The organism is Gemmatirosa kalamazoonensis, assembly GCF_000522985.1.
Lineage (GTDB): Bacteria > Gemmatimonadota > Gemmatimonadetes > Gemmatimonadales > Gemmatimonadaceae > Gemmatirosa > Gemmatirosa kalamazoonensis.
On sequence record NZ_CP007129.1, the window covers coordinates 940451 to 955757 of the forward strand.

The following is a 15307-nucleotide window of genomic DNA, read 5'->3' on the forward strand; positions in this document are numbered from 1 at the left end:
TCCAGAGAACGGCATCAGAAGCCGGGGTTCTGCTTCATCGGCTTCCCCGTGTTCGCGTCGATCACGTCCTGCGGGATCGGCAGCAGCGTGTCGCGCGCGGCGATGAGCGGGGCGCTGATCGGGTTGTACTTCTTCACCCGGTCGAGGAGGGTCCCCGTGCGGATCAGCGTGTAGCGCCGCTGCTCCTCCGTCACCAGCTCGCGCGACCGCTCGTCGAGGATGAAGTCGAGCGTCACCTGCGCCGGCTGGATCTGCGACGCGCCGGCGCGCGCGCGCACCTTGTTGATGCTCGCCGCCGCCTCGGCCAGCTTGCCCTGCTTGAGCTGCGCCTCGGCCAGCAGCAGGTACGTCTCGGCGAGCCGGATGTACGGCTGGTCGTTGTACTGCTCCGCGACCGTCGGGTCGACGGGGCTCGCCCAGTCCCACTTGCGGGTGCTCGGCCACAGCGGGTCGTTCGCCTTCTCCGCGCCGACGACCGTGAACAGCGTGTCGCCCACCTTCTTCCCGGGCGGCAGGTTCGACGCGTTGTTGTACTGGTAGAAGCGGCGGATCGCGAACGGGCCGCCGCGCACGTCGCTCGGCTCGTACAGGTTGATCGCGTAGCGCGTCATCGCGAGGCGCCCGATGCCGCGGCCGCCGTAGTCCGCCGACACCGCCATGCCGCGGTTGCTCTCGTAGCGCGTCACCCAGCTGCGGCGCATGATGCTCGCGCCGCCGCCCGCGGTGTTCATCGCGTACTCGAACGCCCACAGCACTTCCGTGTTGCCCTGGCTGCGATTGACGTTGCCGTCCTTGAACTGATCCATGAACGCGACGCCCGGCTGCGCGGCGGCGGGGCCGTAGCGCGCGGTGACGAGCGAGTACTGCCCGCTGTTGATCACCGCGGCGGCCTTCGCCTCCGCGTCGGCCGGCCGGTTCATCGCGAGGTACAGCTCCGCGAGATAGTGGTCGGCGACCGCCTTGCTCACGTGGCCCGGCACCGTCGGCACCATCGGCAGCTTCGCGTCGGCGTAGAGCAGATCCTGCTCGATGATCCTGCGCACCGAGTCGCGCGGGATGCGCTCCCAGTCCGTCTTGATCGCCTCGCCGCTCGATTCGGTGAGCGACACCGGCACGTCGCCCCAGAGATACGTGAGATGGCGATAGGCCCACGCGCGGATGAGGCGCGCCTCGGCCACCACGCGCTCCTTGTCCGCCGTCGTCCACGCGACGTCCGGGTTCTCGGCGCGGCCGATGATCGTGTTCGCCGCGTTGATCGTCTGGTACAGCCAGTTCCAGATCGAGTTCGTGAAGTCGTTCGTCGACGCGTTGCGCACGCCGAACTCGGTGAACGTGCGCTCCGGCGGCGACAGGTACATGCCGTAGCCGTTGTCCACGCCGATCGAGTACGCGGTGGACATGATGTTGTTCACCGAGTTGTCCTGCCCGAACCGCTCGCGGCGCACCTGGAAGTACAGGCCGTTCAACCCGGCCTCGAAGCCGGCCGCGTTCGTGAACAGGTTCTCGGCGGCGATGATGTCCTTCGGCGTCTCCGTGAGGAAGTCGTCGGAGCACCCCGCCGCGAGAACGGCGAGGCCGAGCGTGCAGACGGCGGCGGCGCGCAGGCGGCGTCTCATCGTGTGTTGGTCAGAACGTGACATTGATCCCCCCCGTGACGGTGCGCTCGAGCGGGATCGCGCGCTGGTTGGAGAGCTCGGGGTCGAGCCCCGTCCACTTCGTCCACGTCTTCAGGTTGCGGCCGTTCACGTAGACGCGCGCCGAGCTGGCGCCGAGGCGGCTCGCGAACGTGCGTGGCAGGTCGTAGGAGAGCGACAGGTCGCGCAGGCGCACGAAGCTCGCGTCCTCGTAGAACGGCACGCTGAGCGGGTTGCTCACGTTGCTGTTCTCCGGGTACGTGTCGATCGGGTTCGCGCGCGTCCAGTACTGGCGGAACACCGTGTTGCGCCGCACGTCCGAGAAGACCTGGTTCGTGCCCAGCAGGATGTTCGACCGCGTGACGCCCTGCACCGTGTAGACGTACGCGCTCAGCGTGAAGCCGCGGTACCGGAAGGAGTTCTGCAGCCCCGCGATGTAGTCCGGCTGCAGGCTGCCGATGAGCGTGCGATCGGTCGGATCGATCTTGCCGTCGCCGTTCGTGTCCTGGATGCGCACCCAGCCCGGCTTCGCGCCGAAGCTCGCGGCGAGCGCGGAGTCGGCCACCTGCCAGATGCCGGCGAACTTGTAGCTGTAGTTCACGTCGATCGGCTGGCCGATGAACCACCCGTTCGCGAGATCGTCCGTCGCGTCGCCGTACAGGTCGACGATGCGGTTGCGGTTCGCCGAGATGTTGAAGTCCGACTGCCAGCGGAAGCCGCCGCGCGTGCCGTTCCGGTCGACGTTGATCGTCGAGAGCTGCAGCTCGATGCCCTTGTTCGCCGTCTTGCCGATGTTCTGGGTGATGCTCGTGATGCCGTGCACCGACGAGATCGTGCGGCGGAGCAGCAGGTCGCGCGTGTTCGCGCGGTACGCGTCGAGCGTCGCGTGCACGCGGTCGTTCCACAGCCCGAGGTCGACGCCGAGGTTGCCGGACGTCGTCGTCTCCCACTTCAGGTTCGGGTTGCCCAACGACACCGGGATGTAGCCGGCGGCGGGCGTGTCGCCGTTCAGGTACGAGCGGTCGTCGAGCTGCGCGAGCGTCTGGTACGGGCGGATCGCCTGGTTGCCGTTCTGCCCGTACGTGAGGCGCACCTTGAGCGTGTTCACCGCGTGCTTCCACGGGAAGAACTTCTCGTTCGCCGCGTTCCACGCGAGCGCGGCCGACGGGAACACGCCGTACTTGTTGTTCGCGCCGAACCCCGAGTAGCCGTCGCGGCGCACCGTGAACGTCGCGAGGTAGCGCTCGTCGAAGCCGTAGTTCAGGCGCCCCATCTGGGACACGAGGTTGTACTGCGTCACGCTGGCGACCGGCGTGGCGAGCAGCGGCACCGTCGAGCGGAAGTTCAGCACGTCGTTCGGGTAGCCCGTGCCGTTCACGCCGTTCACCTCGAGATCGCTCCCCTGGCGGCTGAGCAGCCCCGTGAAGTCGAGGTTGTGCTTCCCGAAGCCGCGCTGGTAGCGGAGGATGTTCTCCCACGTCCAGTCGGTGCGGTCGGTGTTCGCGACGCTCGACTGGCCGTTCACCGAGCGGCCCGTGTTCGTGTTGAGCCCCCAGTACGTCGCCTGCTCGCGGGTCGCGACGTCGAGGCCACCGTTCATCGTGAACGTGAGCCCCTTCACGCGGGGCACGGTGAGGCGCAGATAGTTGCTGGAGAACAGCCGCTTGTTGACGTCGTCGTCGACCGCGTTCAGCGCATCGAGCGGGTTCGTCGTCACCGGATCCTCGGGCCACGGCACGACGGCGATGTTGCCGTTCGCGTCGTACGGCGTGAGCAGCGGGTTCGCGAAGAACGCGCTCTCGAACGTCGCCGCGCGGCCGCCGCGGTCCATGTCGGAGACCTGCGTGTTCGTGCCGATGTTGAGCCACGACCAGAGCTTCTGGTCGAGGTTCGCGCGCACCGTGAGGCGGTCGATGCGGTCGCCGAGGCCGATGCCGTCGACGCCGAGGTACGAGCCGCCGAGGAAGTACTTCGTGTCGGTGCTGCCGCCGCGCACGCTCACGTCGTGCTGCTGCGTCTTGCCCGTGCGCATCGCGACGTCGAGCCAGTTCGTGTTCACGCCCGCGGCGAGGTTCTTCTGCTCGGTCGCGGTGAGCGCGGTGCTGCAGTTCGCGCCGGCGTTGATGCGCACGCACTTGAAGTCGGCGAACTCCTGCGCGTTCATGAGCCGCGGCACGTTCGTGTAGTTCGCCGAGCCCACGTAGCCGGAGTACGACACCGTCGGCTTGCCTTCCGTGCCGCGCTTCGACGTCACGAGGATGACGCCGTTCGAGCCGCGCGCCCCGTAGATCGCGGTGCTCGACGCGTCCTTGAGGATCTCGATCGACTGGATGTCGTTCGGGTTCAGCTCGGAGAGCGACCCGTTGTACGGGATACCGTCGACGACGACGAGCGGCGCGGTGCTCGCCGAGATCGAGTTGCGGCCGCGGATCTGGATGTCGATGGTCTGCTCGGCGCCGGCGCCGCTCGTCGTCACGTTCACGCCGGGGAGCGCGCCCTCGAGCGCCTGCGCGACGTTGACGTTCGGCTTGTTCTCGAGGCGCTCCTGGTTGATCGACGTCACGGAGCCCGTGATGTCGCTCCGCTTCTGCGTGCCGTAGCCGACGGTGACGATCTCGCTCAGCACCACCGCGGTGCGCTCGAGGCGCACGGTGACGAGCGTCTGGCCGCGTAGCGGCAGCCGGCTCGGCGCGTAGCCGAGCCGCGTGACGACGAGCGTGTCGTTCGGGCCGGGGACGCGGAGCGTGAACTCGCCCTGGTCGTTCGTCTGCGTGCCGACGCGCGTGCCGGCGACGGCGACGTTCGCGTTAGGCACCGGCTCGCCCGTCTGGCCGACGACGACGGTGCCGCGCACCGTGACCTGCGCTCGGCCCTCGCGCGCGGCGAGCAGGAGAACGGCGGGCGCGAGGATTTGCAGGACCCGCCAGAGACTGCGTGGGGAGAAGATCATCATGGGGAGACGGGAGATCCGCGTTAGGCGGGGTCCGTACAGACGTCGTACGAACGGCGCACGACCGCGCGCGACCGACCGACCGGCATCGTCAGTCGCGCTCGGGTTCCCAACGGCGCAGCACGTCGCGCACGCCGTCGAGATGGGCCTGCATCCGCGCCGCGGCGAGCGCGGGGTCGCGACGCTCGAGCGCGTCGAGGATCGCGAGGTGCTCGTCGTGGTCGCGCCGGCGCGAGCCGAAGATGTCGATGATGAGCCGCTGCTCCTCGCGGAACAGACGCGAGAGCACCTCGAGCAGCTGGCGCAGCACGACGTTCCCCGACGCGGCGGCGATGCGGCCGTGGAACGCGAGGTTCGTCGCGTTCAGGACCATCGCGTCGTCGAGCGACGCGCCGGCGTTCGCGAGCAGCTCGCGCATCGCGTCGAGGTCCGCCGCCGTGGCGTGCGTGGCGGCGAGCGTCGCCGTCGTGACCTCGATCGGCGTGCGCGCCTCGAGGAGGTCGACGAGCAGCTTCTTCGTCGCGCGCCCCTCGAACACCGGGTTCGAGATGACGAGCGAGTCGGCGGTGCCGGTGACGTAGACGCCGGAGCCGTGCCGGATGTCGACGACGCCGACCGCCTCGAGCTTGCGGAGCGCCTCGCGCACGGTGGGCGACCCGACGCCGAACTGCCGGGCCATGGACGTGATCGCCGGCAGGCGGTCGCCGGCGTGGTACGTCCCCGCCTGGATGAGGCGCGAGATGCGCTGGGCCAGGTCGTCGGCCAGGCGCTGCCGCGCGATCGGGGTGAGGCTCGCTTCCACAGGACCTTCAGGATTGCTCATGTGAGCAAGTCATCGGATGACTTTGACGGCATGCTACGGCCCGGACCGGGGACTGTCAACGGCGCCCTCGGCGGCCCGCAGGCTCACGGGGCGGCCCGCATCCGTATAGACTGCGCACGCATCCAACCGACCACGACGTGCCGCGACGCGCTCCCGCTCCCCCTTCCGTTCCCGCCTCGCCGTCCGCCGGACCCGGCGGCGTCGCCCGCTGGGCACTCGCCCTCGCCGCGCCGGCCGTCCCGCTCGCGGTCGCGATACTCGGCCACCTGCCGGTGACGGCCGAGGTCCTGCGGCTCCTCCTGATCCTCGTGACCGCGATCGTCGGCGTCGGCCTCGGCGGCGGGCCCGCGGTGCTGACCGCGCTCGTCGCCACGGCGCTCGCCTGGTACCGCACCGACGTCGGCCGCTGGGTCGTCGATCCCGCCGTGGACGGCCCCGCGATCGCCGCGTTCGCCGCCACCGCGATCGTCGTGGCCGTGACGGCCGGCGCGCGGCGCGGCGCCGCGGTGAGCGCCCGGTGGCTCCAGCGTGAGCTCGAGGCCGCGGCCGAGGATGCCGAGGCGCGCCAGGAGACGATCGCCCGGCTCACCGCGGAGACGGCGGCGCTGCGGGCGGAGTCGACGCGGACCGCAGGCGAGCTGGCCTCGGCACGTGCCGCCGCCGACCGGGCGGAGCGGTCGCGGAAGGCGATCCTGGACAGCCTGCCGCCCGAGCTCCGGGCGCCGCACGTCATGCCCCCGGCGGCGCTCCAGCTCTTCCCGCCGCTCCTCGCCGCCGCGCCGATCGGCATCGCCCCGCCGCCGGTCGGCCCCGCGGCGGCGGACGAGGTGGCCTGATGGCGCGAAGCTGGCGCCCGCTCGTCCAGGGGTGGCTCGGGACCGCGGTCCTCGAGCTGCTGCTGTACGGGTTCGCGCGGTTCCTGCCGCCGGTGGAGGACATGCTGCGGCCCGTGTACGTGATCGCACTGCTGCCGGGGCTCGTCGGGACGTGGCGCTGGCTGCGTCCGCGCGGCTCGCGCGACCGCCGCACCACCGACCGTCGGGTCTCGCCGCGACGAACCGACGAGCCGCCGGACCGTTAGGCGCCAGGCCGCGCCCGCCCGAACCGGCCCCGACGGGCGTGGCGAGCTCCTTGCGCACCGCCCGCCCGACCAGCGACCGATCGTCCATGCTCTTCCAGCCACCGCCACCGCCCGAGCCGGGATTCACCTGGGCGCACGCCGCGACCGAGCTGCTCGGCTTCATCGGATCGTTCGCCCTCTACGGCGCCGTCGGGTTCGGCAACTTCGTGCTCCCCGGCGCCGGGCCGACGCCGAGCGTCGTGCGGCGCGCGACGAGCGTGGGGATCGTCGGCGTGCTGGTGACGTTTCTCACGCAGCTCATCGCGCTCGCCCGCACGGCGACGGAGAAGCACCTCACGTTAGGCGCCGCGTTCGAGGCCGGCGGCGGTGCGCTGCTGGCGCGGCTCGCGTTCCTCGTCCTCGCGCTCGTGGGACTCCTGCTCGCGCGCCGTCGCGGCGGCCACACGGCCGCGGCGCGTCCCGGGTGGGCGCTCGCCGCGCTCGCGGCGCTCGGCCTCGCGCTGCGCGGCATCGTCACGGGCCGGCTCACGGCGGTCGTGAACCCGCTCCACGTCCTCGCCGGCGGGCTGTGGATCGGATCGCTGTTCGTGCTCGCGTTCTCCGCGCTGCCGCTGACCGTGAGCCGGTGGTGGCCGGAGGGGAAGCACGCCGCCGCGGTCGCCGTCATGGTGCGCCGCTTCTCGACGCTCGCGCTCGCGTCGTCGGCGCTGCTCGTGGTGACCGGCGTGACCACGGCGTGGCGCCACCTGCACCGGCTGGACGCGCTGTGGACGACGCCCTACGGCCGGACGCTGTGCGTGAAGCTCGTGTTCGTGCTCGCCGTCGCGGGACTCGGCGCGTACAACTGGCGGCTCGTCTCGCCGCGGCTCGGGCACGACGATGCGACGGAGACGCTGGTGCGGTCGGCGCGCACGGAGCTCGGGCTCGCGCTGGTGGTGCTGGTCATCACGGCGATCCTGGTGAGCATTCCGGCGCCGAAAGGGTGATCGCCGGGCCGAGCCTCGCGGCGCCGACCCCGCGCCTCACTTCTCCCCGCCTAACACCCCCAGCGCCAGCGCCAGCTTCACGTAGTCCGCACGCTCGCCGATGCCGAGCTTCTCGTTCACGCGCCGCCGATACGTGTCCGCCGTCTTCGCGCTGATGAACAGCCGCTCGCCGATCTGCGACGTCGAGTACCCCTCGGCGATGAGCTGGAACACCGACTTCTCGCGGTCGCTGAGCGACTCGTAGCCGGCCCGCGCCTCGTCCTCCGCGCTGCGCTGCCGCCACCGCTCGGCCAGCACGCGCGCCGCCTGCGGACGCACGAACGTGTCGCCGCGCGCCACCGCGCGTACCGCGCGCAGCAGGTCGGTGCTCGCGCTGCTCTTCACGACGTAGCCCGCGGCACCGGCGTCGAGCGCCGGCACGAGGTACTCCTCCTCGTCGTGCATCGTGAGCACGAGCACGCGCGTCGGCGAGCGGCGGCGCACGAGCTCACGCGTCGCCGTCACGCCGTCCATGCCCTTCATCGTGAGATCCATGATGACGACGTCGGGCGCCGTCGCCTCGACGCGCGCGAGCGCCTCCACGCCGTCCGACGCCTCGGCCACCACCTCGACGTCGGGTGCCGCGCCGAGCAGCGTGCGCAGGCCGAGCCGCACGACGTCGTGATCGTCGGCGAGGACGACGCGGATCTTGGCGTCGCTCACGCGTCTGCCGCGTCGGACGGCGCGCACGCGATCACGCGCGTGCCCACGCCGCGCCCGCTGTCGATCGTGAGCGTGCCGTCGACGAGCGCGAGCCGCTCGCGCATGACGAACAGCCCGAGCCCTGCCCGCGCCGCGTCGGTCGCCGCGACGTCGAATCCGACGCCGTCGTCGGCGACCGTGAGGCGCGTCGCGCGCGCGTCGGCCTCGAGCCGCAGGTCGATGCGCGACGCGCCGGCGTGTCGCAGCGCATTCCGCAGCGCCTCCTGCGCCACGCGGTACAGCACCGACGCCACCGGCGCCGACGGCGGCGAGTCTCCCGATGCGGTGACGTGCACCGCCACCCCGCTCTGGTCCTGCGTGCGGCGGGCGAGCGTCTCGAGCGCCGCGGCGAGCCCGAGATCGTCGAGCACGCGCGGGTGCACGGTGTGCGACAGCGTGCGCACCTCGCGCAGCGCCTCGGTCACGATGCCGTGCATCACACGCAGCCGGCCACCGAGAACACGCGGAATCGGATAGTGTGGGATCGGCACCGGGGGAAGCGGGTGTGGCGGCGGAGCCGATTCCGCCGCATCGGCTTCCGCCGCATCCGCTTCCGCCGTCTCGTTCATGGTTGCGGTCACGAGCATTTCGAGCGCGGAGAGCTGCTGCGCCGTGGAGTCGTGCAGCTCCCGCGCGATGTGCGCGCGCTCCTCGTCGCCGGCCCGGATCACCTGCGCGGCGAGCGTGCGGACGCGTGCGCGGTCGGCCACGAGGCCGTCGAGCACGCGGTTGAACGTGTGGCCGATGCGCGCGACGTTGCGGTCGGCGAGGCGCGACGGCGGCACGCGCACCGACAGGTCGCCGCGCGCCACGCGGTCGGCGGTGAGCTCGAGCGCGCGCAGCGGCAGCAGCGCCCAGTACACCATCCCCGCGTTCAGCACGAGCGTCACGAGCAGCGCGACGACCATGATCTCGTCGGCGTACTGCGCCCGCGCGTTCCGCATCACGACGAACGCGAGGATGTTGATCAGCAGGTCGGCGACGACGAGCTTCTGCAGCAGCGGGACGCGCAGCAGCCCGCGCCACCCGCCCGGCGCCGTCATCCCGCGCGCCGCGCGCGCGCCACGTCGTCCCGCGCGACCGCCTTCACCTTGCCGAGCGCCGCGCGCAGCGGCGCGCCGTCCATCGTCACGCCGAGGTCGCGCAGCAGCCCGCTGCCGATGCCGTACACCCACCCGTGCACCCGCAGCGTGCGCCCGGCGGCCCACGCCGACTGCACGATCGGTGAGCGGCTGATGTTGAAGACCTGTTCCATCACGTTGAGCTCCACGAGACGCGTGAGACGCCGCTCGAGATCGGGGATCCGCGACAGCTCGTCGGCGTGCAGCCGCACGATCGTGCGCACGCCCGCCACCCACGTGTCGACGAGCGGCGGCGCCTCCTCGTGCATCGCCGCGCGCACGCCGCCGCATCCCTCGTGGCCGCACACGACCACGTCCTCCACCGCGAGCGCCTCCACCGCGTATTGTAGCGCCGCGTTGAGGTTCGTGTCGGTGGGGTGCGCCTGGTTCGCGATGTTGCGGTGCACGAACAGCTCCCCCGGCGTCGCCTGGGTGATCACCTCCGCCGGCACCCGCGCGTCGGAGCAGCCGACGAACAGCGCGTGCGGGCGATGCTGGCTGGCGAGCCGGGGAAAGTAGTTCGGGTCCTCGGCGGCGCGCGCGCGCGCGCCCAGTGGCCGTTGTTCTCGAGCAGGGTGCGATGGCACATGGATCGGATCTCCGTGGTCAGTGGGCGGCGGCGAGCGTCGGCGGCGTCGGGATGTTGCGCAGCAGCACCGTGATGCCGCGGCGTCGCGCCGACTGCTGGAAGTCGTGTAGGATCTCGACGACGTCGATGTCCAGGTGGCGCGTGCGGCCGCCGTCGATCGTGACCGCGCTGCCCGACGGGAGCGCGGTGAGCTCGCTCAGGATCTTCGCCTTGTTCAGGAACGTGACCTCCTCCGCCAGCGTGAGGCGCACGTGGTGGTGGTCGGCCGACTCGCGACGCTCGTACGAGTACGCGTTGCGATAGCTGTCGCGCAGCACGAAGAACACGCCCGCGGCGAGCCCCACGCCGATGCCGACGAGCAGATCCTCGACGACGATCGCGATCGTCGTCACCGCGAACGGCAGCAGGTACGACCACCCGCGCCGCCACGCATCGCGCACCACCGTCGGCGCGGCGAGCTTCACGCCCGTGGCGATGAGCACCGCGGCGAGCGCCGCGAGCGGGATGCGGTTGAGCAGCGTCGGCACCGCGAGCACCATCGCGGCGAGGATCACGCCGTGCACGAACGCGCTGCGCCACGACCGCGCGCCGGCGTCGACGTTCGCCGCGCTGCGCACGATGACGCCCGTCATCGGGAGCCCGCCGAGCAGCCCGGCCACGACGTTGCCCGTGCCCTGCGCGAGCAGCTCGCGGTTCGCCGGTGACGTGCGTCGCTCGGGATCGAGCTTGTCCGTCGCCTCGAGGCTGAGCAGCGACTCGAGCGTCGCCACGATCGCCAGCGTCGCGCCGACCTTGTAGACCGCGGGATTCGCGATCGCGCTCCAATCGGGCCACGTGAGCAGCGCCGCCACGTCGCCGAGCCCCGCGGGCACCGGCAGCTTCACGTACGCCCCCGCGGGCAGCGCGAGCGACGGCAGCGCCGCCGCGACGATGGTGGCGATCACCGCGGCCCCCACCACCACCGCGAGCGGCCCCGGGAGGAGCCGCCGCACCGCCGCCGGCGCCACGCGTCCCCACACGGCGAGGAGCGCGAGCGACGCCGCGGTGATCGCCACCGCCGTGAGCGAGAGCTCGCGCGCCGCCGCGACGACGGGCGCGACGAGCCCCGGCGGCGTGCCGCCTAACGACGCGCCGAGCGCGTACGGCAGCTGCTTCATCACGAGCAGCAGCCCGATGCCGGCGAGCATGCCGCGGATCACCGACGACGGGACGAAGTACGCGATGAGCCCCGCGCGCAGCGCGCCGAGGGCGAGCTGGAACAGTCCCGCGAGCACCACCGCGAGCAGGAACGTCGGAAACGATCCGAGCTCCGCGATCGCGGCCACGACGATCGCCGTGAGCCCGGCCGCGGGCCCGCTCACCATGAGCTGCGAGCCGCTGAGCCGCGACACGAGCAGCCCACCGACGACGCCGGTGATGATCCCCGAGAACAGCGGCGCGTTCGAGGCGAGCGCGATGCCGAGGCACAGTGGGAGCGCCACGAGCGCGACGACGAGCCCGGCGCTCACGTCCTGGCGCCAGGTGGAGGGCTGCGGCCGCGCGGGCGTCGGGCCGGCCGGCCGGGGTGCCGCTGCGCGGGCGGGCGCAGGGGCGGGCGGGTCGAGGGGATGCGGGAGTGACATGGCGCGGACGATAGGCCGCCGCCGCCGCGCCGTCTGTCAGAGCGCGGCGCGTCGTGTGTCAGACCGCGACGTACCGCGGCGTGCGACCGGCCGGGGCGCGGGCCTAACGAATTCGTCATGGTCGCCACGCGGGCGGCGCGCCCGTTACGTTCCCCGCGATCGGTCGTCTGCGGCGTGGTCGGGCACCTCGCATCGGCCGTGCGCTGCGTCACACTCCCGCCCCGCGGCGCGTCCCGACTTTGCGATGGCACTGGACGCACCGACGTCCCCGCGCATGTCCGAGCTCTGCATCCCCCGCGCACTCGACCGGCACCTGGTGAGCACCGCCCACGCGGCGGCCACCGCGGGCGACTTCGCGCTCGGCGCGTTCGACGCCGTCGTCGAGCAGATCACGCTCGCGCTGCGGGACCAGGGTGCCGGGCGCGCCGACGTGGAGGCCGCGCTGCGCGACGCGTTCGCCGGGCTGGCCTACCCGTACCAGCGCACCCCCGTCGCCGACCGCTACGCGCGGCTCGAGGAGCGCGCGGTCACCCTCGCCGCCGGCGCTGCGGCGGGACGCGGTTAGGCGCGGTGAGGCGCCGTTAGGCGCGCGGCGCGAGCACCTCGAGCTGGGCCGGCAGGCCGTGCCACGTGTTGAGGTAGCGCGCCCGGAGGAAGAGGTCCCAGCGCGACTCCATGTCCATGCGCGCCGCCGCGTCGGCGTCGATCGGGCGCGCCACGTCGATGCCGCCGCAGATCCGCTCCGCGCCCGCGAGCGCGGGGGCGAGCTTCCCCCACACGGCGCGCGCGCGCTCGGGGTCGGGCAGCGCCACCGTGTCGGTGAGATCCTCGTCGACCGTCACCTCTGCCGTGCGCGTCGACGTCACGTCGTGGCCCGTGAGCTTCGCGAACGTGGCGCCCGCGGCGACCGCCGTGGCCGCGTCGTCGCCCGCCATCTCGGCGATGAGCGGCTCGACGAGCTCGGGGCGCCCCGACGCGCCCGCGCACGCGAACCGCGCCGGCCCGAGCTCCGGCACGCGCACGACCGCCGCGACGCGGCGCGCGTCGTCCGGCCCGCCGAGCACCGCGAGCAGCCGCAGGGCGTCGAGCGTCTCCGGCGCCGGCCGCGCGGCCGCCTGCCGCGCGTACGCGACGACGCCCGGCACGCGCGCCCACGCCGCCGCCTCGAGCGCCGCGACGCGCAGCCCCGGCGGGTCGTCGGCGAGCGCCGCGCTGTAGTGCTTCGGGTCGACCGGCGCGCAGAGGTACGTCGCGACGCGCCACGCGGCGGCACGCACCGCGCCGTCGTCGTGCGCGAGCAGCGCGTCGAGCGTGGGACCGACCGCCTCGGCCTGCAGCGCGCCGCGGAACGCGAACACCTCGAGCGCGAGCGCCACGTGCGCCGGCTCGCCGGAGCGCGCGAGCGCGGCGAGCGACGCGTGCACCGCGGGGTTGTGCGCGTGCCGCAGCGCCTCGGCGAGCCCGCGCCGCGCCTTCGGCGACGCGTTAGGCACCGCGTCGACGACGCGCGCGGCGAGCGCAGGATCGCCGGCGCGGAGCAGCGCGTACGCGGCGGCGAACGCGGCGTCGGGGCCGCCCTCGGTGAGCGACGGCTCGACGAGCGGCAGCATCTTCGCGCCGACGACGAGCATCCCCTGCGTGTGCGCTTCGACGCGCTCGTCGAGCGCGGCGAGCGTGCGCGCGGTCTGCTGCGGGGAGCGCAGCGCGGCGCGGCGGCGCGCCCAGAGGAACTGGAGCTCCTCGAAGTGGAGCTCCAGCAGGTCGGGGATGAACGTGAGCGGGGGGGCGGTCACGACGGCTGCTGGCTGTGTCAGTTGATCGAGACGGCGCCGCCCTTGATGCGGTTCAGGCGTTGGGCGTGGGAGATCAGATCCTTGCCCTTGATCTGGATCTTGCCGTCGGCGCGGAGCGTGATGGAGCCGTCGCCGACACGGAGCGTGAGCTGCTCCTTGGCCTCGAGCACGAGCTCGTCGGGGGTCTCCTCCGGACGCGCGACGGCGGCCGGGGCCACGCGCCCAAGCACCACGCCGCGTGTGCTCGCGTCGCCGTCGAACCAGACGAGCACCTCGTCGCCCTGCTCGTACGACCGCGACGGCCCGGCGCCCGGGTGGAGGGCGTCGCACGGGCGCGGGCGCTCACCGGGGGCGAGGCGCACGTGCAGCGTGCCGTCGGCCGTGGCGTACGCGACGACGGCACGCGTGATCTGTCGGGCGTCCGCCGCGGCGGCGATATGATCGATGGACATCGGATCTCCGGTTAGGCGGGCGTTCAGTACGCGATGCGCTCGTCCAGGGGGGCAGCGATGACGCCCACCAGCCCGACGGCGTCGAGCGCGTCCTTCACGCCCTGCGCGACGAGAATGTACGACGGGTTCTCCGCGAGCCGGAACATGCGCAGCTCGCCCACCGCTGCGGGGTCGACGACGACGCGGTCGAACTCGATCATCGGGAACTCCGACGCCGCGTCGTAGACGGAGCTCGTCATGTCGGCGGCACGCGCGAGCCCCACGACGTTGACCGCGCGGTAGTCGCCGACCGGGGCGCCGGTGCGCGGATCCACGAGTTGCGCGTCGTACGCGTCGAGGTTGTCGGCGCCGGCCGCGCGCAGCGCGTCGACGAGGCGCGCGGACATGATCGGGATCGCCTCGGCGAGGAACGCATCCGGCAGATCCGGTCCCCCGCTCTCGTCCAGCGTGCAGCGGATCGGCGTCGCGGGCGGCGCGGCGAAGCGGGCGCCTACCCACCACGGCAGATCCGAGTCCGCCTGTCTGTCGATGCGCGCCAGATGCAGCCCCTTCCGGCGTGCGAGAGGGTCGGAGCGCAGGCGGTAGAAGCGCGACGCGTCGTGATCGCTCATTTGCGCGAGACCACGCCGCGGGAGGTCAGCCCGACGTGGTCCTCCATCAGGTCGTGGGTGAACTCCTGCGCGAGCGGCGACACCCACGAGCTCCAGTACCGCGGGTTGCCGGTGATGCGACGGCGCAGCCAGTTCGCCTGCCCGTAGAGGCGCCCCACGAGGCCGTACGGCGGGTAGTACTTGCCGTCCAGTGGGTCCTTGCCGTCCGGGCACTTCGGCGCGTGGAAGGCCGTCATCACGTTCGCGAGCAGGTTGCAGCGCGTCTTCGCCTCGTTGTTGTAGTTCTCGTCGTCGTCCACGTACTTGTACGAGCCCTTGTGGTCGGTGTAGTGCATCTGCAGCCACGTCTCGCTCATGATCACGTACCCGACGGCCTTGCGTCGATAGTCGCTGAGCGAGCTCCAGGTGCCGAAGACGTCGCTGAACCTCGTCTTCGTCGCCTTGTTCATGAAGCGCGTCCAGTGGATGTGCGGCAGGTGCGGCAGCCAGATCCCGTTCGGCGCGCCGTCGATGTTGTAGCCGATGTCCTCCTTGATCTTCCCCTTCGACTCGCACGTCCACTGCTCGATCTGCGTCTTCGCCATCACCGCGTCGCCCGGGATCAGGTGGTGCGCCGCGGGCGGGATGTGGACCTCGATCTCCTCGAAGACGTTCTCCTGCACCACCCACCCGTCGTGCGGCTGGTTGCCGCCCGGGGCGGGATAGACGGGGCCGACTGCCGGGTCGCTCGTCACGTCGTTTTCCGCGGCGAGGTTCTTCTCGAGCTGATCCTCGTCCTTGAGCTCCCCGTGCTTCGTCTTGTAGTGCAGCAGCTTGGGCGGCTCGCCCCCGCAGAACGGGCACGACTTGTCGTGCAGCCCCAGCGCCGGCGGGGCGACCGATTCGAGCATCTCCATGATTCGTC

Annotated in this window: 15 protein-coding genes; 4 read left to right on the forward strand and 11 right to left on the reverse strand. The window is 72.2% G+C overall.

Annotated elements, in window-relative coordinates; genetic code table 11:
- Positions 1-14 precede the first annotated feature (14 nt).
- The 3 genes from J421_RS27305 to J421_RS27315 all read right to left on the reverse strand — a co-directional run bounded on the left by J421_RS27305 (position 15) and on the right by J421_RS27315 (position 5407).
- Positions 15-1616, reverse strand: coding sequence for a RagB/SusD family nutrient uptake outer membrane protein (locus J421_RS27305; protein ID WP_025414293.1), 1602 nt, complete (start codon positions 1614-1616; stop codon positions 15-17).
- A gap of 10 nt (positions 1617-1626) precedes the next feature.
- Positions 1627-4584 carry a SusC/RagA family TonB-linked outer membrane protein gene (locus tag J421_RS27310; protein WP_158508926.1) on the reverse strand — a complete coding sequence of 986 codons (2958 nt, stop codon included), beginning with the start codon at positions 4582-4584 and terminating at the stop codon, positions 1627-1629.
- 91 nt (positions 4585-4675) lie between these two features.
- A complete protein-coding gene (locus J421_RS27315; RefSeq protein ID WP_104023339.1) occupies positions 4676-5407 on the reverse strand; it encodes a FadR/GntR family transcriptional regulator in 732 nt (243 codons plus the stop codon).
- Positions 5408-5544: 137 nt separating this feature from the next.
- Between J421_RS27315 and J421_RS32350 the strand changes: the two genes are divergently transcribed.
- The 3 genes from J421_RS32350 to J421_RS32360 all read left to right on the forward strand — a co-directional run bounded on the left by J421_RS32350 (position 5545) and on the right by J421_RS32360 (position 7474).
- Positions 5545-6243, forward strand: coding sequence for a hypothetical protein (locus J421_RS32350; protein ID WP_148306576.1), 699 nt, complete (start codon positions 5545-5547; stop codon positions 6241-6243).
- Complete coding sequence (locus J421_RS32355) at positions 6243-6488, forward strand: hypothetical protein (protein WP_025414297.1); 246 nt, start codon at positions 6243-6245, stop codon at positions 6486-6488. Before J421_RS32350 ends, J421_RS32355 begins: the two co-directional genes overlap by 1 nt.
- Positions 6489-6574: 86 nt before the next feature.
- The gene (locus tag J421_RS32360; RefSeq protein WP_025414298.1) at positions 6575-7474 is read left to right on the forward strand and encodes a copper resistance D family protein; all 900 of its coding nucleotides are present in this window, start codon (positions 6575-6577) and stop codon (positions 7472-7474) included.
- A gap of 36 nt (positions 7475-7510) precedes the next feature.
- Here J421_RS32360 and J421_RS27325 read toward each other — a convergent pair whose 3' ends face one another.
- From J421_RS27325 to J421_RS27340, 4 genes are read right to left on the reverse strand one after another with little or no spacing between them, the layout of a single operon-like run.
- A complete protein-coding gene (locus J421_RS27325) occupies positions 7511-8176 on the reverse strand; it encodes a response regulator transcription factor (RefSeq protein ID WP_025414299.1) in 666 nt (221 codons plus the stop codon).
- Positions 8173-9258, reverse strand: coding sequence for a sensor histidine kinase (locus J421_RS27330; protein ID WP_025414300.1), 1086 nt, complete (start codon positions 9256-9258; stop codon positions 8173-8175). The genes J421_RS27325 and J421_RS27330 overlap by 4 nt, the downstream gene beginning before the upstream one ends.
- Positions 9255-9923: a carbonic anhydrase gene (locus J421_RS27335; RefSeq protein WP_236646350.1), complete on the reverse strand. Its 669-nt coding sequence runs from the start codon at positions 9921-9923 to the stop codon at positions 9255-9257. The genes J421_RS27330 and J421_RS27335 overlap by 4 nt, the downstream gene beginning before the upstream one ends.
- Positions 9924-9942: 19 nt before the next feature.
- A complete protein-coding gene (locus J421_RS27340; protein WP_025414301.1) occupies positions 9943-11547 on the reverse strand; it encodes a SulP family inorganic anion transporter in 1605 nt (534 codons plus the stop codon).
- Between the two features lie 274 nt (positions 11548-11821).
- Between J421_RS27340 and J421_RS27345 the strand changes: the two genes are divergently transcribed.
- On the forward strand, positions 11822-12112 hold the full coding sequence (locus J421_RS27345; protein ID WP_025414302.1) for a hypothetical protein: 291 nt from the start codon (positions 11822-11824) through the stop codon (positions 12110-12112).
- Between the two features lie 16 nt (positions 12113-12128).
- Here the strand turns inward: J421_RS27345 and J421_RS32365 are convergent, their stop codons facing one another.
- From J421_RS32365 to J421_RS27365, 4 genes are read right to left on the reverse strand one after another with little or no spacing between them, the layout of a single operon-like run.
- On the reverse strand, positions 12129-13340 hold the full coding sequence (locus J421_RS32365) for a hypothetical protein (RefSeq protein ID WP_025414303.1): 1212 nt from the start codon (positions 13338-13340) through the stop codon (positions 12129-12131).
- A gap of 17 nt (positions 13341-13357) precedes the next feature.
- Complete coding sequence (locus J421_RS27355; protein WP_025414304.1) at positions 13358-13792, reverse strand: hypothetical protein; 435 nt, start codon at positions 13790-13792, stop codon at positions 13358-13360.
- 23 nt (positions 13793-13815) lie between these two features.
- Complete coding sequence (locus J421_RS27360) at positions 13816-14403, reverse strand: imm11 family protein (RefSeq protein WP_025414305.1); 588 nt, start codon at positions 14401-14403, stop codon at positions 13816-13818.
- Positions 14400-15299 carry an AHH domain-containing protein gene (locus J421_RS27365; protein ID WP_104023342.1) on the reverse strand — a complete coding sequence of 300 codons (900 nt, stop codon included), beginning with the start codon at positions 15297-15299 and terminating at the stop codon, positions 14400-14402. The genes J421_RS27360 and J421_RS27365 overlap by 4 nt, the downstream gene beginning before the upstream one ends.
- Positions 15300-15307 lie beyond the last annotated feature (8 nt).

Bases quoted from the DNA above. Each gene is read 5' to 3' on its own strand.
- J421_RS27315 (WP_104023339.1), bottom strand. From the start codon at position 5,407: ATGAGCAATCCTGAAGGTCCTGTGGAAGCGAGCCTCACCCCGATCGCG.
- J421_RS27360 (WP_025414305.1), bottom strand. From the start codon at position 14,403: ATGAGCGATCACGACGCGTCGCGCTTCTACCGCCTGCGCTCCGACCCT.
- J421_RS32360 (WP_025414298.1), top strand. From the start codon at position 6,575: ATGCTCTTCCAGCCACCGCCACCGCCCGAGCCGGGATTCACCTGGGCG.
- J421_RS27355 (WP_025414304.1), bottom strand. From the start codon at position 13,792: ATGTCCATCGATCATATCGCCGCCGCGGCGGACGCCCGACAGATCACG.
- J421_RS27340 (WP_025414301.1), bottom strand. From the start codon at position 11,547: ATGTCACTCCCGCATCCCCTCGACCCGCCCGCCCCTGCGCCCGCCCGC.
- J421_RS27330 (WP_025414300.1), bottom strand. From the start codon at position 9,258: ATGACGGCGCCGGGCGGGTGGCGCGGGCTGCTGCGCGTCCCGCTGCTG.
- J421_RS27305 (WP_025414293.1), bottom strand. From the start codon at position 1,616: ATGAGACGCCGCCTGCGCGCCGCCGCCGTCTGCACGCTCGGCCTCGCC.
- J421_RS27345 (WP_025414302.1), top strand. From the start codon at position 11,822: ATGTCCGAGCTCTGCATCCCCCGCGCACTCGACCGGCACCTGGTGAGC.
- J421_RS32355 (WP_025414297.1), top strand. From the start codon at position 6,243: ATGGCGCGAAGCTGGCGCCCGCTCGTCCAGGGGTGGCTCGGGACCGCG.
- J421_RS27365 (WP_104023342.1), bottom strand. From the start codon at position 15,299: ATGGAGATGCTCGAATCGGTCGCCCCGCCGGCGCTGGGGCTGCACGAC.
- J421_RS27310 (WP_158508926.1), bottom strand. From the start codon at position 4,584: ATGATCTTCTCCCCACGCAGTCTCTGGCGGGTCCTGCAAATCCTCGCG.